Raw genomic sequence first — 15,494 nt, 5'->3', positions numbered from 1 at the left:
ATGACCAATATCAACATGTCTCCTGCCCGCCCCTTCATTCGCCGGTCCACCTCCATTGTCGCACTGGCCATCTCTGCTCTGCTCACGGGTTGCGCTGTCATTCCAAACCCGATTACTCAAGCCGAACGCAGCGAAACGCTGAAAGCAGATCGGCTTCAGCTATTCACCAATCAAGAGGCGGTTACCGGCCCCATCACACTGGAAGAAGCCATGGCCAGAACGATCAAGTACAACCTTGATCACCGAGTGAAGATGCTGGAACAGGCGATGGCCCTTGGACAGGCAGATGTCGCGAGATTCGACATGTTGCCCCGCCTGGTAGCCAATGCGGGTTATGTCACGCGGAACAATTATCTGGTGTCCGACAGCATGTATGTCGACACTGGAGAGATCGTTCCCTCAACTCGCCGAACCACCTCGCAGGAACGCGAGAGAAACACCGCCGACCTGAATTTCACCTGGAACGCACTCGATTTCGGCGTCAGTTATTTCCAGGCCCACCAGCAAGCCAATCGCTCATTGATCCTTGCTGAACGCCAGCGCAAGACGGTGCATCAGTTGATGCATCAGGTTCGCCAGGCTTACTGGCTGGCAGTTGGTGCCGAAGCCCTTGAGTCTCAGGTTGCGCCACTCCTGTTCGAAGTACGCGAAGCGCTGAGCAATGCCGAAGCGGTTGAGCGCGAACAGCTTCGTCCGCCGCTGGAAACCCTGAATTACCGCAAGGCCATGCTAGACATCGTCCGCCAACTGGAAGCCATGCGTGACGAATTGCGCCAGGCCAAACCGAAACTGGCCAACCTGATGAATCTGCCGCCGGCAACGCAATTCAAACTCGACTTGCCCACCGGCCCTTTGCTCAGTCCCAAGCTGCAGATGACACTGGAACAAATGGAAGAGCAGGCGCTGCTACAACGACCGGAACTGATCGAGGCAGACCTTCAGGAACGTATCGGCATTCTCGAAACGCGCAAGGCACTGGTTCGCATGCTTCCCGGCATCGAGATTTTTGCTGGACCGCATTACGACAGCAACCGTTTTCTGGCCAACAACAACTGGACCGATGCCGGCTTGCGGGTCACCTGGAATCTACTCAATCTGCTGTCGGGACCTAAACAGATACAGTTGGCAGAGGACCAGACTGAAGTCAGCCGCATGCAGCGACTGGCACTCAATGTCGCCATCCTGACGCAGGTTCATGTCGCCTGGCAGGATTACAATGCGCGGGAGCGTCAGTACGCGCTCTCCCAGGAAATATTTACAATCGACGAAAAAATTCACGGACATACCAAAGCAGCAGTGGACATCAACGCACAAAACAAGCTGAATCAGATTCGCAGTGGCGTCACGGCATTGATGTCGGAATATCGCCGCTATCAGAGCTACGCGGCCATGCAGTCTTCTTACGGCCAATTGATCGCAACGCTCGGCAGCGACCCGCTGCCTCTGGCGGGACTGAGCGACAAGCCGGTAGCCGAGCTGGCCAAATTGCTGACGCAGGTGGGCAGCACTAGCGGAAATCGTTGATGCCGTTCACAAAAAAGCAATTCGTCGGCGCCCTGCTGTGCCTTGCCAGTCCCTTTGCATGGTCCAACGACCCGACAAAGCCGGCGGAAGACCGGATTCGCGTACAAATCTCGGCCCAGCAGCAAACTGTACTGTCTGCAGAGATCAACGCAAAATTGACGCGGATCGCCGTTCGCGAAGGGGATGCCTTCCGTTCAGGTCAGGTACTGGCCGCCTTTGATTGCACGATACAACGGGCGCAGCTAGGTAAAGCCGAAGCATCAAGCGAAGCGGCCCGCCAGACCCTGCAGGTGAATCGACGACTGGTTGAATTGGGATCGGCCAGCACTCTCGAACTGACCCAGGCCACCGCAAAACTCAAGGAAGCAGAAGCAGAAGCCGCTGCCATGCGCGCCACCTTGTCAAAATGCACGATCACCGCTCCCTACGACGGCAGGGTCGCCAAGGTGCACGTAGACGCACATCAATTCATCGCTCAGGGCAAACCCCTGCTCGACATCGTCGATGCCCGGCAACTTGAGGTGAAGCTGCTGATTCCCTCCCGCTGGCTCGCATGGGTCAACAAGGGCACCCGCTTCACCGTGCGCGTCGAAGAACTCAACCGCGACGTTCCCGCCAGCGTAGTCAGGATCGGTGCACGTATTGATCCGGTCAACCAGACCGTGCCGGTAATCGCCGAAGTTAACGGAAGGATCGATAACTTGCTGCCTGGCATGAGCGGCTGGGCCCAGTTCTCGCCACCAGGCCGCTGACCGGATGGAAAACGCGAACGAGCATGTCGCGAGTGCAGTGCTGCACCTTGGACGACGTGTCAGAACTGCCAGCAATCAGGCAGAACTTGGCTTCATCATCGTCAATGAAAGCCGTCAGCTCATCGATTTTCGCCAGTCGGCACTTTGGCTGCAGGACGGGGGGACGGTTGCACTGTCCGGCATCCCGGCGACGGAACGAGATGCCCCCTACGTACAGTGGCTCAACCAACTCGCCAATCAACTCCCCCCCCTGCCTCGGACGCAAATCCTCGACCTGGCAGCCCCCCCTGCAGACCTCAGCACTTCGATTCTGACCGACTGGCAGGACTGGTGGCCCGAGCATGCGCTCGCGCTGCCCCTGCAAGCGGATGGCGTGGATGGCAAACAACTCGGCTGGTGGCTACTGGCTCGTGATACGCCTTTTTCGGAAAGCGAAATCGAGATCGCCGAAGAACTTGCTGCCATCTTTGCCCATGCCCTTCGCTTCTTCCGGCGCACCCCAGGCTGGCGGCCCCGATTGCAGCAGTGGCTGGCGGCAGGCAAACAACGCAAGCAGAAAGTTGCCATCGCAATCGCTGTATTCCTACTCTTCCCGGTCAGGCTCACGGTGATGGCGCCCGCCGATGTCACGCCCAAGGATGCATTCCCGGTTCGCGCCCCACTGGAAGGGGCGGTCGATACCGTGCATGTTCGTCCCAATCAACCGGTTGTGGAAAATCAGGCGTTGTTCGACCTTGATACAACCGGTTTGCGAACCCGTCTATCCGTCGCCCGCAAGGCCTTCGAAGCCGCCAGCGAAGAATATCGTCAAGCGGCCCAACTCGCAGTCAGCGATGACGACAAAGGTCGTCTGGAAATGAGCCAGCGACGTAGCCGGATGGAAGAAAAGGCTGCTGAACTGGCCTATTCCGAGCAATTGCTTGATCGCGTCCAGGTCAAAGCCCCGCGTGCCGGCGTCGCCGTTTTCACCGATGCCACCGAATGGATCGGCCGTGCCGTGGTGATTGGCGAACGCGTGATGCAGATTGCCGACCCCAAGCGGGTGGAAATCACGATCCGCTTGCCGGTCGCCGACGTACTCGACTTTGCCGAAGATGCCAAGGTAACGCTGTATCTGAACAATGCGCCGCAGTTCAGTTACGACGCCCGCCTGTCTTACATGGCCTACAAGCCTGAGGTCACCGCCGATGGCATGGTTGCCTACAAATTGAAGGCGGGATTTGTCGACGGCGAAGCCGTTCCGCGTCTCGGGCTGACCGGCACCGCCAAGATTCATGCGGGCTGGGCACCCCTCGTTTACTACGTGATGCGCCGCCCGCTGGCCACGGCTCGCCAGTGGATCGGCTGGTGAGCATGCCTACCCCACCCCTGTCAGGCAGGCTGCCACCGCTGCGTCAGGACCTTGGCATTCATGCTGCCCCGGCGACGCTCGACGGTGCTCCGAGTTGGCATCTCCACGATCCCGCAGCCAACGTTTTCTACCAGATTGGCTGGCCTGCCTTTGAGATCCTCTCGCGCTGGTCGCTCGGCGACCCCGCGCAAATTGTCGATGCAATCCATCAGGAAACCACCTTAGAGATAGACATCGACACGATCAAATCCGTCGTCGACTTTCTCGAACGCCATCACTTGCTCGAAGGAAACGACGCACGACATACGGCAACCCTGACGACAGCCCTGAAAGCGAGGAAACAGCACTGGGCAAAGTGGTTGATGCACAACTACCTGTTCTTCCGCTTGCCCTTGTTTCGCCCGGATACGCTGCTGGCGCGAGGTCAACGCTGGCTCCCGCTATTTCTCGACCAACGTTTCTGGCTGGCTGCCGGAATCCTCGCGCTGGTTGCGGGCATCCTGGTCATCAGGCAATGGGAACAACTCCTGCATGGCTTCACTGAATATTCCGGACCGGAAACCCTGATCGCTTTCGGACTGGCACTGACCGTTGCCAAAGTTGCCCACGAATTCGGCCATGGACTGGTTGCCAAGTATCACGGCTGCAAGGTACCTACGATGGGTGTCGCCTTTCTTGTGCTTTGGCCGGTGCTATACACCGACACCAACGAAGCCTGGAAACTGCCTTCACATCGCGCCCGCTTTCAGATTGCACTATCCGGCATGGCTGCGGAATCGCTGGTGGCGATCCTTGCCACCTGGGCCTGGCTTCTGCTGCCGGAAGGCCCCGCCAAAGCCGCGGCGCTTTTTCTGGCAACGACCTCCTGGCTGATGACCTTGGCACTGAACGCCAGTCCATTCATGCGTTTCGATGGTTACTTCCTGCTGGTCGACACCCTCGGCATCCCCAATCTGCATGCCCGAGCCTTCGCACTCGGTCGCTGGTGGTTGCGCGAGCGCCTGTTTGGCTGGGGAGATGCGCCTCCCGAATCATTTTCACGATCGCGCCAAAGCTTCATGATCGCTTTTGCGATCGCCACCTGGCTGTACCGTTTCCTGCTCTTCCTTTCGATCGCGCTGCTGGTCTATCACGCATTTTTCAAAGCCCTGGGCATTCTGTTGATGCTGGTCGAAATCGGCTGGTTCATCCTGCGCCCGATTGCCAACGAAATTGAAGCGTGGAGGAAACGCAAGGAGCAAATTGTCTGGAATCCGGCCACCCGGCGCCTCAGCATCGGCCTCAGCCTGTTGTTGATCTGGCTCGCGCTGCCATGGCAAACGGAAATTCGGGCCCCGGGCATTCTTGCCCCCGCTGCAGAGCAGCATGTCTATGCGCCCATGGCTGCCGTGATCGCGGAATATCCTGCTGCAGACAAGCAAGGCGTCAGTAACGGCGAACTTCTGATTCGCCTTGATGCGCCTGAACTCATGCATCGACTGACGCAGGCCACGGTTCAGGAAAACCACGCGCGCCAGCAACTGGAGCAGCAGGCTTTCAGTGACGCACTGATCGGTCGTGGCGATGTATTACGCCACCAGTGGTCGGAAGCCAACGCCAGACTCAGCGGTCTGCACGAAGAAAGCAAGCGGCTTGAACTACGCGCCCACGGCGATGGCGAAATTGCCTTTCGTGCAGAGGATCTCGCACCCGGAACCTGGGTCACGCCCAAGGAAAAATTACTGACCGTCGTTGACCGTCGTAGCAGCATTGTCGACGCCTATATTGGCGAAAGCGATTTACCCAGGCTGCATGCAGGCGGCCAGGCCCGCTTCGTTCCCGAAAGTGGCATAGGCGGTCGGCGGACTTGTCAGGTCGGTGAAGTCGAGAACGTAAATGCTGCCATTATCGAAGATCCCGAACTGGCCAGTACTCACGGTGGTCCACTGCCAACAAGGATTGATCGCAGCGGTAACCCCATACCTGCCGCACCGATTTACCGCATCCGCCTGACCGGTTGCAAACCAGCGCTCGCCCCAACGGTACGCCTGCGTGGCACGGTTCACGTTGAAGCGGAAGGACGCAGCCTGCTGGTCGCCGGTATGACCAAGGTGATTTCGGTATTGGTGCGCGAAAGCGGGTTCTAAGCACGGCGCAACATCATCTTACAATTTCACTGTAAGCGTTTGGCAGGCTTTGGTCGTTAAATAAAGCCAGGCCCATGATCAAAACAAAGGAGTAGGAAATGCGCAAATTCTTCCTAGCCGCAATGATTGCGACCACACCACTGTTGGCCAGTGCCAGCGACATCCGCGTCGATGTCGGCAGCGTCCGCGTCCAGACCGGCGGCGTCACCGTCACCTTCGGCAGCCGGAACGACCGCGGCTACTACTGGGACGGATACGAATGGCGCGAACCCGGTTACTGGAAGAAGCACCACGGCCCGCGCGGCGAGAAATACTATACCGGCCGGCCGCAGGGCGTGCCGCATCAGGGCCCCGGCTTCTGCCCGCCGGGCCAGGCCAAGAAAGGCAACTGCTGAACGACGGGGTGGGCCGCAAGGGCCCGCCCAGTGATTCACCGTCGGCGCATCAGCCCTTGGCGAAGCGCAGGATGCCGCCTTCGCAACTGACGCGGATCACATCCTTGGCGGCGAATCTGCCTTCGAGGATGGCCTTGGCCAGCGGATTCTCGATCTGCTGCTGGATCGCGCGCTTCAACGGACGGGCGCCAAAAATCGGATCGAAGCCGGCCTGGGCCAGTTCGAGCAGCGCCGATTCGTCGACGACGATGCCCATTTCCAGCTGCGCCAGGCGCTTTTCCAGGTAGCCGAGCTGGATCTTCGCAATACCGGCAATGTGCTTTTCGTCGAGCGCGTGGAAGACCACCACCTCGTCGATGCGGTTGATGAATTCCGGGCGGAAATAGGTCTTCACCTCGCCCATCACGGCCAGCTTGATCAGCTGGTAGTCGTCGCCCTGCATCTGCTGGATCATCTGGCTGCCGAGGTTGGAAGTCATCACCACGACGGTATTCTTGAAGTCCACGGTGCGGCCCTGACCGTCGGTCATACGGCCGTCGTCAAGCACCTGCAGGAGCACGTTGAAGACGTCCGGATGCGCCTTCTCGACCTCATCAAGCAGGATCACGCTGTACGGCTTGCGGCGCACGGCTTCGGTCAGGTAACCGCCTTCCTCGTAGCCGACGTAGCCCGGCGGCGCGCCGATCAGGCGGGCAACCGAGTGCTTCTCCATGAACTCGCTCATGTCGATGCGGATCAGGTGTTCCTCGGAATCGAACATGAACTCGGCCAGCGCCTTGCACAGTTCGGTCTTGCCGACACCGGTCGGGCCGAGGAAGAGGAAGGAGCCATAGGGCTTGTTCGGGTCGGCGAGGCCGGCGCGCGAGCGACGGATGGCATCGGCGACCAGGCGCACCGCTTCGTCCTGACCGACGACGCGGTGGTGCAGGCGGTCTTCCATCTTCAGCAGCTTGTCACGCTCGCCCTGCATCATCTTGCTGACCGGGATGCCGGTCGCGCGGCTGACCACCTCGGCGATTTCCTCGGCGCCGACCTGGGTGCGCAGCAGCTTGTTTTTCTGCTGGCCACCGTCGCCCTCGGCTTCCGCCTTCTTCAACTGCGCTTCAAGCTGCGGCAGCTTGCCGTACTGCAGCTCGGCGACCTTCTCCAGCTTGCCCTCGCGTTGCAGGCGGGCGATTTCGGCCTTGAGGTGGTCGATTTCCTCCTTGATCTGGGCTGAACCGAGGACGGCCGATTTCTCGGCCTTCCAGATTTCCTCGAGGTCGGAGTATTCCTTGGTCAGCCGGGCGATTTCTTCCTCGATCAGACCGAGACGCTTCTGCGAGGCTTCATCCTTCTCCTTCTTGACCGCCTCGCGCTCGATCTTCAGCTGGATGATGCGGCGGTCGAGCTTGTCCATGACTTCCGGCTTGGAGTCGATTTCCATCTTGATGCGTGCAGCGGCCTCGTCGATCAGGTCGATGGCCTTGTCCGGCAGGAAGCGGTCGGTGATGTAGCGATGGCTCAACTCGGCAGCAGCGACGATGGCCGGGTCGGTGATGTCCACGCCGTGGTGCAACTCGTACTTCTCCTGCAGGCCGCGCAGGATGGCGATCGTCGATTCGACCGAAGGCTCGTCCACCAGCACCTTCTGGAAGCGGCGTTCGAGCGCGGCGTCCTTCTCGATGTATTTGCGGTATTCGTCGAGCGTGGTGGCGCCGATGCAGTGCAGTTCGCCACGCGCCAGGGCGGGCTTCAACATGTTGCCGGCATCGATGGCGCCTTCGGCCTTGCCGGCGCCGACCATGGTGTGGATTTCGTCGATGAACAGAATGATGCGGCCTTCGTCCTGCGCCACTTCCTTCAACACCGCCTTGAGGCGCTCCTCGAACTCGCCGCGATACTTGGCACCGGCGAGCAGGCCGGCCATGTCGAGCACCAGCACCTTCTTGCCCTTGAGGGTTTCCGGCACTTCGCCATTGACGATGCGCTGCGCCAGACCTTCGACAATGGCGGTCTTGCCGACGCCCGGCTCGCCGATCAGCACCGGGTTGTTCTTGGTGCGCCGTTGCAGGATTTGAATGGCGCGGCGGATTTCGTCGTCGCGGCCGATCACCGGGTCGAGCTTGCCCATGGCGGCGCGCTCGGTCAGGTCGATGCAGAACTTCTTCAGCGATTCGCGCTGGCCCTCGGCTTCCTGCGAATCGACATTCTGGCCGCCACGCACGGCCATGATCGCGGCTTCCAGCGCCTTCTTCTGCAGACCATGCTGCCTAGCGATGCGGCCGGTTTCGCCCTTGTCGTCACAGAGGGCGAGCAGGAACATCTCGCTGGCGATAAACTGGTCGCCGCGCTTCTGCGCTTCCTTGTCGGTGAGATTCAAGAGGTTGCCCAGGTCGCGGCCGACCTGGACGTCGCCGCCGTGGCCTTCGACCTTGGGCAGGCGGGTCAGCGCCCCTTCGAGATCGCGCTTCAAGGCAGGCACATTGACACCGGCGCGCGCCAGCAACGAGGCGGTACCGCCGTCGTCCTGGCCGAGCAGCGCCAGCAGCAGGTGCTGCGGCTCGATGAATTGCTGATCGTTGGCATTGGCCAGGCTCTGGGCGTCGCCCAGGGCCTGCTGGAACTTGGTGGTGAATTTGTCGATACGCATGTGCTGGCTCCCGGCGGGAATCTTGGAATGTCAACCAGATAAGGCCTTTGACTGTTTTTTCAAGTGACGCCCCTCGGAATCCCCTATTGCCAACGAAGGATTTTGGGGTAACCTACAAGAATGATAAAAGTCCTTAGAAACAGTTTCAGGAGAATGCAAATGGGGGGGTGCCAATGACACTACGCGGCAAACTGACTGCCATGACCTTGGCGACCATCGGTGCCTTGATCATTCTTTTCGCCGTGCTACTCATCGACGGCAAGCAACGGATGATGGAAGACCGGCAGAACAAGGTTCGCAACCTGGTCGAGGTTGCTCAACTCACTGTCGCGCATTTTGAAGCGCAGGCCAGGGCCGGAAAAATCAGCGAGGACGACGCCAAGAGAATGGCAGCTGACACCCTGCGCGACATGCGGTACGACCAAGTCGAATATTTCTGGATCAACGACCTCAACGACCTCATGGTCATGCACCCTATCCGCAAGGATCTTGAAGGCAAGAAACTCGACCAGCTGAAGGACAAGAACGGTAAATTGCTGTTTCTCGAGTTCAACAGCGTCGTCAAGAGCAAGGGTGCCGGTTTCGTCGATTACCTCTGGCCCAAGCCGGGTGCTGAGCAAGGTGTGCCCAAGGTTTCCTATGTCATGGGTTTCCAGCCCTGGGGTTGGGTAATCGGCACTGGCATCTACGTCGATGATGTCGATGCCCAGTTCCGCCGGGACGCCATCAAACTGCTGCTCTGGGGTCTGGCCATCGGCGGCTTCATCGCCGTCTCGCTGCTGCTGGTTTCGCGCAGCATCATCCGCACGCTCGGTGGCGACCCGGCTGCTGCCTCGGTCATCACCCGCCGCATCGCTGCCGGCGACCTGTCCACGCCGGTCGACTGCCCGCCGGGTGAAAACCTGCTGGCCGACATCCGCGCCATGCAGGACACGCTGCGCGCGATGATCACCACCATCGTCAGCAATGCCGAGCAGGTTGCCAGTTCCGCCGATCAGCTGCTGCATGCTTCCGAGGAAGTCGCAGACCGCGCCCGCCAACAGAGCGATGCCGCCTCGTCGATGGCTGCCTCGGTCGAGGAAATGGCGGTCAGTATCGATCAGGTCAAGGAAAACGCCGGCGAAGCGCACGGCATTTCCCAGGAATCCGCCGTCATTTCGGAAGAAGGTGCAGCCGTGATTCACAGCGCAGCAACCGAGATGCGCAAGATTTCCGAAGCCGTTCAGTCCTCGTCGGAAATCGTCGAAGACCTGGGCCGTCAATCCGACCAGATCACCTCCATCGTCAATACCATCCGCGAAATCGCCGACCAGACCAACCTGCTGGCGCTCAATGCCGCCATCGAGGCGGCACGTGCCGGCGAACAGGGTCGCGGCTTTGCCGTGGTTGCCGACGAGGTGCGCAAACTGGCCGAACGGACCAGCCTGTCGACCACCGAAATCGCCGAAATGGTCAGCAAGATCCAGAACGGCACCCGCAGCGCGGTCGGCAGCATGCAGTCCGGCGTGGCCAAGGTGGGCAAGGGCGTAGAACTGGCGAATCAGGCCGGCGATTCGATCGAGCGTATCCGCGACGGTGCCCAGCGCGTCACTTTCGTGGTCAATGGCATTTCCGACTCGATTTCCGAACAGAGTCAGGCCAGCAACGACATCGCCCAGAAGCTCGAAACCATCGCCCAGATGTCCGAGGAAAGCGCGATTGCCGTGCGCCACACCGCCGATGCGGCGCGTCGCCTGCATCAGCTATCCGGCGAACTGCATGAGGCGGTTGCCCGCTTCAAGACCTGAGCGGTTTCCTTACCCGGAAAAACCAGGGGCGCCGCGGCGCCCCTGTTTCATTTCTGCCAGCGCGCTGCCGCGCTGTCGTCGGTCTCCCGGGCGTCGACCCAACGCCCGCCATCCGGCGTCGCTTCCTTCTTCCAGAACGGCGCCTTGGTCTTCAGGTAATCCATGATGAATTCACAGGCGGCGAAAGCCTCGCCGCGATGCGCGCTGGTAACCGCCACCAGCACGATCTGGTCGCAGGGCTTGAGCGGCCCGACGCGATGGATCACCAGCGCGTCGTAGATATCCCAACGAGACCTGGCTTCAACGACGATTTCCTCGAGCGCCTTTTCGGTCATGCCCGGGTAGTGCTCGAGCGTCATTTCCGAAACGCTGGCCCCGTCGTTGATGTCGCGCACCAGACCGAGGAAGGAGGCGAGCGCCCCGACCCGTGGGTCGGCCGCCCGCAAGGCGGCCAGTTCGGCACCGACGTCGAAATCTGCTTGCTGGACGCGTACGTTCATGCTCAGGCGACCTCGCGCGCTTCTTCGAAACGAAGCTTGGGATACTTTTCCTTGACCATGTTCAGGTAGACATTGTTCGGTGCCAGGTAAACCGGGTCGTCGGCGCCGTCGAGCGCGACGTTGGCGCTATAGCGTTCCGACAACTGCTTGAGTTCGCCGGCGTCGCCGTGAATCCAGCGGGCCGTCGAACAATTGTAGCTTTCGAAGATGACCTGCACGCCGTATTCGTTTTCCAGACGGCTGGCGACCACGTCGAACTGCAGCGTGCCGACCGCCCCGAGAATCAGGTCGGTACCGGACAGCGGGCGGAACAACTGGGTCGCGCCCTCTTCCGCCAGTTGCTGCAGGCCCTTCTGCAGTTGCTTGATCTTCAGCGGATTGGCGATGCGGGCGAGGCGGAAGTGTTCCGGCGCGAACGACGGGATGCCGGTGAAGCGCAGCTCCTCGCCTTCGGTGAAGGTCTCGCCGAGGCGGATCGAGCCGTGGTTGGGGATGCCGATGATGTCGCCCGACCAGGCCTCGTCGGCGGTCGACCGGTCGCGCGCCATGAAGGTGATGGCGTTGTTGATCGACAGGGTCTTGCCGGTGGCCACCTGCTTGACCTTCATACCCCGGTCGAAGCGGCCGGAGCAGACGCGCAGGAAGGCGATGCGGTCGCGGTGCTTGGGGTCCATGTTGGCCTGGATCTTGAACACGAAGCCGGAGAACTTCGGCTCGAAGGCGTCCACCGTGCGGCTCACCGCCGGCCGCGCCTTGGGTGCCGGCGACAGGTCGACAACGGCGTCGAGCAGGCTCTGCACGCCGAAATTATTGACCGCCGAGCCGAAGAACACCGGGCACTGCTTGCCCGACAGGTAGGCCTCGGCGTCGAAGGGGTGCGACGCGCCGCGCACCAGTTCGATGTCGCTGCGCAGTTCGTCGGCCTGGCTGCCGATCAGTTCGTCGAGGCGCGGATTGTCCAGCCCCTTGATCATCTCGGCCGTGCCCTTCTCGGCCTGCGGGTCGAAGAAGGCGATGGTGTCGTCGTAAAGGTGATAGACGCCGCGGAAGCGCTTGCCCATGCCGATCGGCCAGGTCATCGGCGCGCACTGGATGCCGAGCACCGACTCGATTTCGTCGAGCAGGTCGATCGGCTCCTTGCCTTCGCGGTCGAGCTTGTTGATGAAGGTCAGGATCGGCGTGTCGCGCATGCGGCAGACGTTCAGGAGCTTGATCGTCTGCGCTTCGACGCCGTTGACCGAGTCGATCACCATGACCGCCGAGTCGACGGCGGTCAGCGTGCGGTAGGTGTCTTCCGAGAAGTCCTCGTGGCCGGGCGTGTCGAGCAGGTTGATCATGCACTCGCGGTAGGGGAACTGCATCACCGACGAGGTCACCGAAATGCCGCGCTGCTTTTCCAGTTCCATCCAGTCCGAGGTCGCGTGGCGCGACGCCTTGCGCGCCCGCACTTCACCGGCCACCTGGATGGCGCCGCCGAACCACAGCAGCTTTTCGGTCAGCGTCGTTTTACCCGCGTCGGGGTGGGAAATGATCGCAAAAGTGCGGCGGCGGGAGATTTCTTCGTCGAGCTGGCTCACGGGTATCCGGATACGTCAGGTAAAGGGCGGCATTATACCTGCCCGCCATCGTGCCCCGAATCGATGATCCCGAACATGGACGGACTTTGTATTACTAAAGTAATATCCATACCGAACATCGGATAATTGATTCAAGTCACCCAAAAACTGGAAATTCCTTGCTGCTCCGCCTTTTCGCCCTCCTCGGACTGACCCTGGCCCTGCTCTCCCCGGCTCGTGCTCAAACCCCGTCATTCCAGGAAATCTTCGAGCAGCAGGCGACGGTCATGTTGCTCATTGATCCGAAAAGCGGCGAGATCGTCGATGCCAACCCGGCGGCCAGCCGTTTCTACGGTTACGAGCGCGACAAGCTGCGGCAGATGTCGATCCAGCAGATCAACACCTTCACCGACGAGCAGGTGGCCGAGGAACGCCGGCTGGCCGAAACAGAAGGGCGCAACTATTTCATCTTCCGGCATCGGCTGGCCGACGAGACTATCCGCACCGTCGAGGTCTTCAGCCGGCCCTACGTTTTCGACGGTCGCCGCCTGCTCTTCTCGGTCGTTCACGACATCACCCCGGGGCGCAACGCCAGCCAGGACCTCTGGTACTACCAGCAACGCCTGGAGGAAATGGTCGACCTGCAGACGGCTCACATCGAACAGCGCAGCCGCCTGATCATCGGCGTACTCGGCCTCGCCTTCCTGCTCGTCTCGGCCATCGCCATCGCCCTGCTGGTCGACATCCGTAAACGCAAGCGCCTCGAAGCCGAGGTTGCCAGACACACCGGGCACCTGGAAGCACTGGTCGAGGAACGCACCACCGCGCTCTCGGAAGCCAAAGAAGGCGCGGAACGCGCCAGCCGCGCGAAAAGCACCTTCCTGGCCAACATGAGCCACGAACTACGCACGCCGATGAACGCGATCATGGGCATGACCGGCCTGGCCCTGCGTCAGTCGCCGCCGACCAGCTTGCAACAGCAGTTGAAGAAGATCGAGCAGGCCTCGCAGCACCTGCTGGCGGTGATCAACGACATCCTGGACATCTCCAAGATCGAAGCCGGCCACCTGCAACTGGAACGCATCGATTTCCGCCTGGGGGCGGTGACCGAAAACCTGCACAGCCTGCTCGCCCAGCGTGCCGGCGAAAAGGGCCTGAAACTGGAGATCGACCTGCCGCCCAGCCTGTCGTCGCTGTGCCTATGCGGCGACCCGGTCCGGCTCGGGCAGATCCTGCTGAACCTGATGATCAACGCCATCAAGTTCACCGATCAAGGCAAGGTGGCGCTGCAGATCAGCGAAATCCGCACCGACGAACAGACGATCTGTCTGGGTTTCGAGATCAGCGACAGCGGCATCGGCATCAGCGAAGCCGACCAGCGCCGCCTGTTCAATGCCTTCGAACAGGCCGACAACTCGATGAGCCGCAAGTACGGTGGCACCGGTCTGGGACTGGCGATCAGCAAGCACCTGGTGCAGTTGATGGGCGGCGAGATCGGAATGCGCAGCGAACTCGGCCAGGGCAGCACCTTCTGGTTCCGGCTCTGCCTGGAAAAATGTGCGACGCCGGCCAATCCGGCCGCCGACGCCGACAGCGCGCTGATACTGCAGCAGGACTTTGCCGGCACGCGCATCCTGCTGGCCGAGGACGAACCGATCAATCAGGAAGTTTCGCTCGGCCTGCTGGAAGACGTCGGCCTCAAGGTCGATATCGCCGAGGACGGCGAACAGGCTGTGGCGATGGCCAGCCGCAACGACTACGCGCTGATCCTGATGGACATGCAGATGCCGAAGATGAACGGGATCGACGCCACTCGCGCCATCCGCGCTCTGCCCGCCTACGCAAAGACACCGATCCTGGCGATGACGGCCAACGCCTTCCTCGAGGATCGCCAGCAGTGTCTGGCGGTCGGCATGAACGAGCACCTGACCAAGCCGGTCGATCCCGACCGCCTGTTCGCCACCATCCACAAGTGGCTACAGGCCAGCCGGCATCAACGGTAGGCGGCAAACACCCGGGCGTTGCGTTCGCCCTGCACCAGCAGCACATCGTAAGGATCGCGCCGGCCGCCATAGGCCGGGCCGTCCATCCCCGGCGAACCGACCGGCATGCCGGGCACGGCCAGACCGATGGCCTTGGGCTTTTCCGCCAGCAGCCGGCGGATTTCGCGCGCTGGCACATGACCTTCGAGCAGGTAGCCGCCGACCCGCGCGGTGTGGCACGAGGCGTAGCGCGCCGGCATGCCCAGGCGTTTCCGGGCCGCGTCGAGATCGTCGACTTCGTGGGCAATCACCGCGAAACCCTCGTTTTCCAGATGCGTGATCCAGTCCTTGCAGCAACCGCAGTACGGGCTTTTCCAGACATCGATCCGCTGCTTCTGCGTGGGCGCCGCCAGCGCCGCGAACGGCAGCAGCAAGGCGGCCTGCAGCAGCCGGCGGCGCAATTGACGCTCAGTGGTGGCCGGCATGAGCGTTCTCCTTCTTCACCGTGGTCCGCGCGCTCATCGGCTTCTGGCCGGGCCAGCTCACGTTGAGCAGCACGCGGTCGCCCGGGTTGATCGTGCCTGCGCCCTGTAACAGGTCAGTTCCGGCCGGCTTGAGTTCGATCTCGCGCTTGCTCGAACCGGTCAGGATCGTCAGCTTGCCGGCGGCGCCGGCGGTGGCCACCGGCTTGCCGTGGTCGCTGACATGAACGGTCACGGTATCGCCTTTGCCGACAATCTCGAATTGCGCATGACCGGCGTCGAGGACGAAACCGCCGTGCATGGACTTGCCGTGGTCTTCGTGGGCGATGGCCGGCGAGGCGGCAAGGAGTACAGCCAGGCCGAGGGTGGAAATCAGGGTTTTCATGGAATATCTCCTGGTTGATGAA

Annotated in this window: 12 protein-coding genes; 7 read left to right on the top strand and 5 right to left on the bottom strand. The window is 61.2% G+C overall.

From position 1 onward, the window contains the following. From G471_RS17125 to G471_RS0108470, 5 genes are all read left to right on the top strand, one after another. A complete protein-coding gene (locus G471_RS17125; protein WP_088177966.1) occupies positions 1–1,524 on the top strand; it encodes a TolC family protein in 1,524 nt (507 codons plus the stop codon). Next, positions 1,524–2,276, top strand: coding sequence for an efflux RND transporter periplasmic adaptor subunit (locus G471_RS17120; RefSeq protein ID WP_043421244.1), 753 nt, complete (start codon positions 1,524–1,526; stop codon positions 2,274–2,276). The genes G471_RS17125 and G471_RS17120 overlap by 1 nt, the downstream gene beginning before the upstream one ends. Before the next feature lie 4 nt (positions 2,277–2,280). Beyond that, on the top strand, positions 2,281–3,627 hold the full coding sequence (locus G471_RS0108480) for an efflux RND transporter periplasmic adaptor subunit (RefSeq protein WP_028994978.1): 1,347 nt from the start codon (positions 2,281–2,283) through the stop codon (positions 3,625–3,627). A gap of 2 nt (positions 3,628–3,629) precedes the next feature. Then, complete coding sequence (locus tag G471_RS0108475) at positions 3,630–5,753, top strand: site-2 protease family protein (protein ID WP_245580540.1); 2,124 nt, start codon at positions 3,630–3,632, stop codon at positions 5,751–5,753. A 98-nt stretch (positions 5,754–5,851) separates the two neighbouring features. After that, positions 5,852–6,148, top strand: a complete 297-nt coding sequence (locus tag G471_RS0108470; protein WP_028994976.1) for a DUF2502 domain-containing protein — start codon at positions 5,852–5,854, stop codon at positions 6,146–6,148. Between the two features lie 49 nt (positions 6,149–6,197). On the opposite strand, the gene clpB is transcribed toward G471_RS0108470, so the two are convergent. Beyond that, a complete protein-coding gene (gene clpB / locus G471_RS0108465) occupies positions 6,198–8,780 on the bottom strand; it encodes an ATP-dependent chaperone ClpB (protein WP_028994975.1) in 2,583 nt (860 codons plus the stop codon). A 173-nt stretch (positions 8,781–8,953) separates the two neighbouring features. Here clpB and G471_RS0108460 point away from each other — a divergent pair, with 173 nt between their 5' ends. Then, positions 8,954–10,567, top strand: coding sequence for a methyl-accepting chemotaxis protein (locus G471_RS0108460; protein ID WP_028994974.1), 1,614 nt, complete (start codon positions 8,954–8,956; stop codon positions 10,565–10,567). A gap of 47 nt (positions 10,568–10,614) precedes the next feature. Here G471_RS0108460 and moaE read toward each other — a convergent pair whose 3' ends face one another. Together moaE and G471_RS0108450 are read right to left on the bottom strand one after the other, a co-directional pair. After that, on the bottom strand, positions 10,615–11,067 hold the full coding sequence (gene moaE / locus G471_RS0108455; RefSeq protein ID WP_028994973.1) for a molybdopterin synthase catalytic subunit MoaE: 453 nt from the start codon (positions 11,065–11,067) through the stop codon (positions 10,615–10,617). A 2-nt stretch (positions 11,068–11,069) separates the two neighbouring features. Next, the gene (locus tag G471_RS0108450; RefSeq protein WP_028994972.1) at positions 11,070–12,644 is read right to left on the bottom strand and encodes a peptide chain release factor 3; all 1,575 of its coding nucleotides are present in this window, start codon (positions 12,642–12,644) and stop codon (positions 11,070–11,072) included. Positions 12,645–12,802: 158 nt separating this feature from the next. Between G471_RS0108450 and G471_RS17115 the strand changes: the two genes are divergently transcribed. Beyond that, entirely contained in the window at positions 12,803–14,626 is a 1,824-nt protein-coding gene (locus tag G471_RS17115) for an ATP-binding protein (protein ID WP_051295374.1), read from the top strand. On the opposite strand, the gene G471_RS0108435 is transcribed toward G471_RS17115, so the two are convergent. Then, the gene (locus tag G471_RS0108435; RefSeq protein WP_028994971.1) at positions 14,617–15,090 is read right to left on the bottom strand and encodes a DUF411 domain-containing protein; all 474 of its coding nucleotides are present in this window, start codon (positions 15,088–15,090) and stop codon (positions 14,617–14,619) included. The two genes, G471_RS17115 and G471_RS0108435, sit on opposite strands and share 10 nt — an antisense overlap. After that, positions 15,074–15,472: a hypothetical protein gene (locus tag G471_RS0108430; RefSeq protein WP_028994970.1), complete on the bottom strand. Its 399-nt coding sequence runs from the start codon at positions 15,470–15,472 to the stop codon at positions 15,074–15,076. Before G471_RS0108430 ends, G471_RS0108435 begins: the two co-directional genes overlap by 17 nt. Positions 15,473–15,494 lie beyond the last annotated feature (22 nt).

The organism is Azonexus hydrophilus DSM 23864, from assembly GCF_000429605.1.
Taxonomy (GTDB): Bacteria; Pseudomonadota; Gammaproteobacteria; order Burkholderiales; family Rhodocyclaceae; genus Azonexus; species Azonexus hydrophilus.
Note: the sequence above shows the minus strand (reverse complement) of the source record. Positions and strands in the feature narration are given on the sequence as shown.

Excerpts from the sequence above, each read along its gene's own strand:
- G471_RS0108435 (WP_028994971.1), bottom strand. The coding sequence starts at position 15,090 with ATGCCGGCCACCACTGAGCGTCAATTGCGCCGCCGGCTGCTGCAGGCC.
- clpB (WP_028994975.1), bottom strand. The coding sequence starts at position 8,780 with ATGCGTATCGACAAATTCACCACCAAGTTCCAGCAGGCCCTGGGCGAC.
- G471_RS0108480 (WP_028994978.1), top strand. The coding sequence starts at position 2,281 with ATGGAAAACGCGAACGAGCATGTCGCGAGTGCAGTGCTGCACCTTGGA.
- G471_RS17125 (WP_088177966.1), top strand. The coding sequence starts at position 1 with ATGACCAATATCAACATGTCTCCTGCCCGCCCCTTCATTCGCCGGTCC.
- G471_RS0108430 (WP_028994970.1), bottom strand. The coding sequence starts at position 15,472 with ATGAAAACCCTGATTTCCACCCTCGGCCTGGCTGTACTCCTTGCCGCC.
- moaE (WP_028994973.1), bottom strand. The coding sequence starts at position 11,067 with ATGAACGTACGCGTCCAGCAAGCAGATTTCGACGTCGGTGCCGAACTG.
- G471_RS0108460 (WP_028994974.1), top strand. The coding sequence starts at position 8,954 with ATGACACTACGCGGCAAACTGACTGCCATGACCTTGGCGACCATCGGT.
- G471_RS0108475 (WP_245580540.1), top strand. The coding sequence starts at position 3,630 with ATGCCTACCCCACCCCTGTCAGGCAGGCTGCCACCGCTGCGTCAGGAC.
- G471_RS17120 (WP_043421244.1), top strand. The coding sequence starts at position 1,524 with ATGCCGTTCACAAAAAAGCAATTCGTCGGCGCCCTGCTGTGCCTTGCC.
- G471_RS0108470 (WP_028994976.1), top strand. The coding sequence starts at position 5,852 with ATGCGCAAATTCTTCCTAGCCGCAATGATTGCGACCACACCACTGTTG.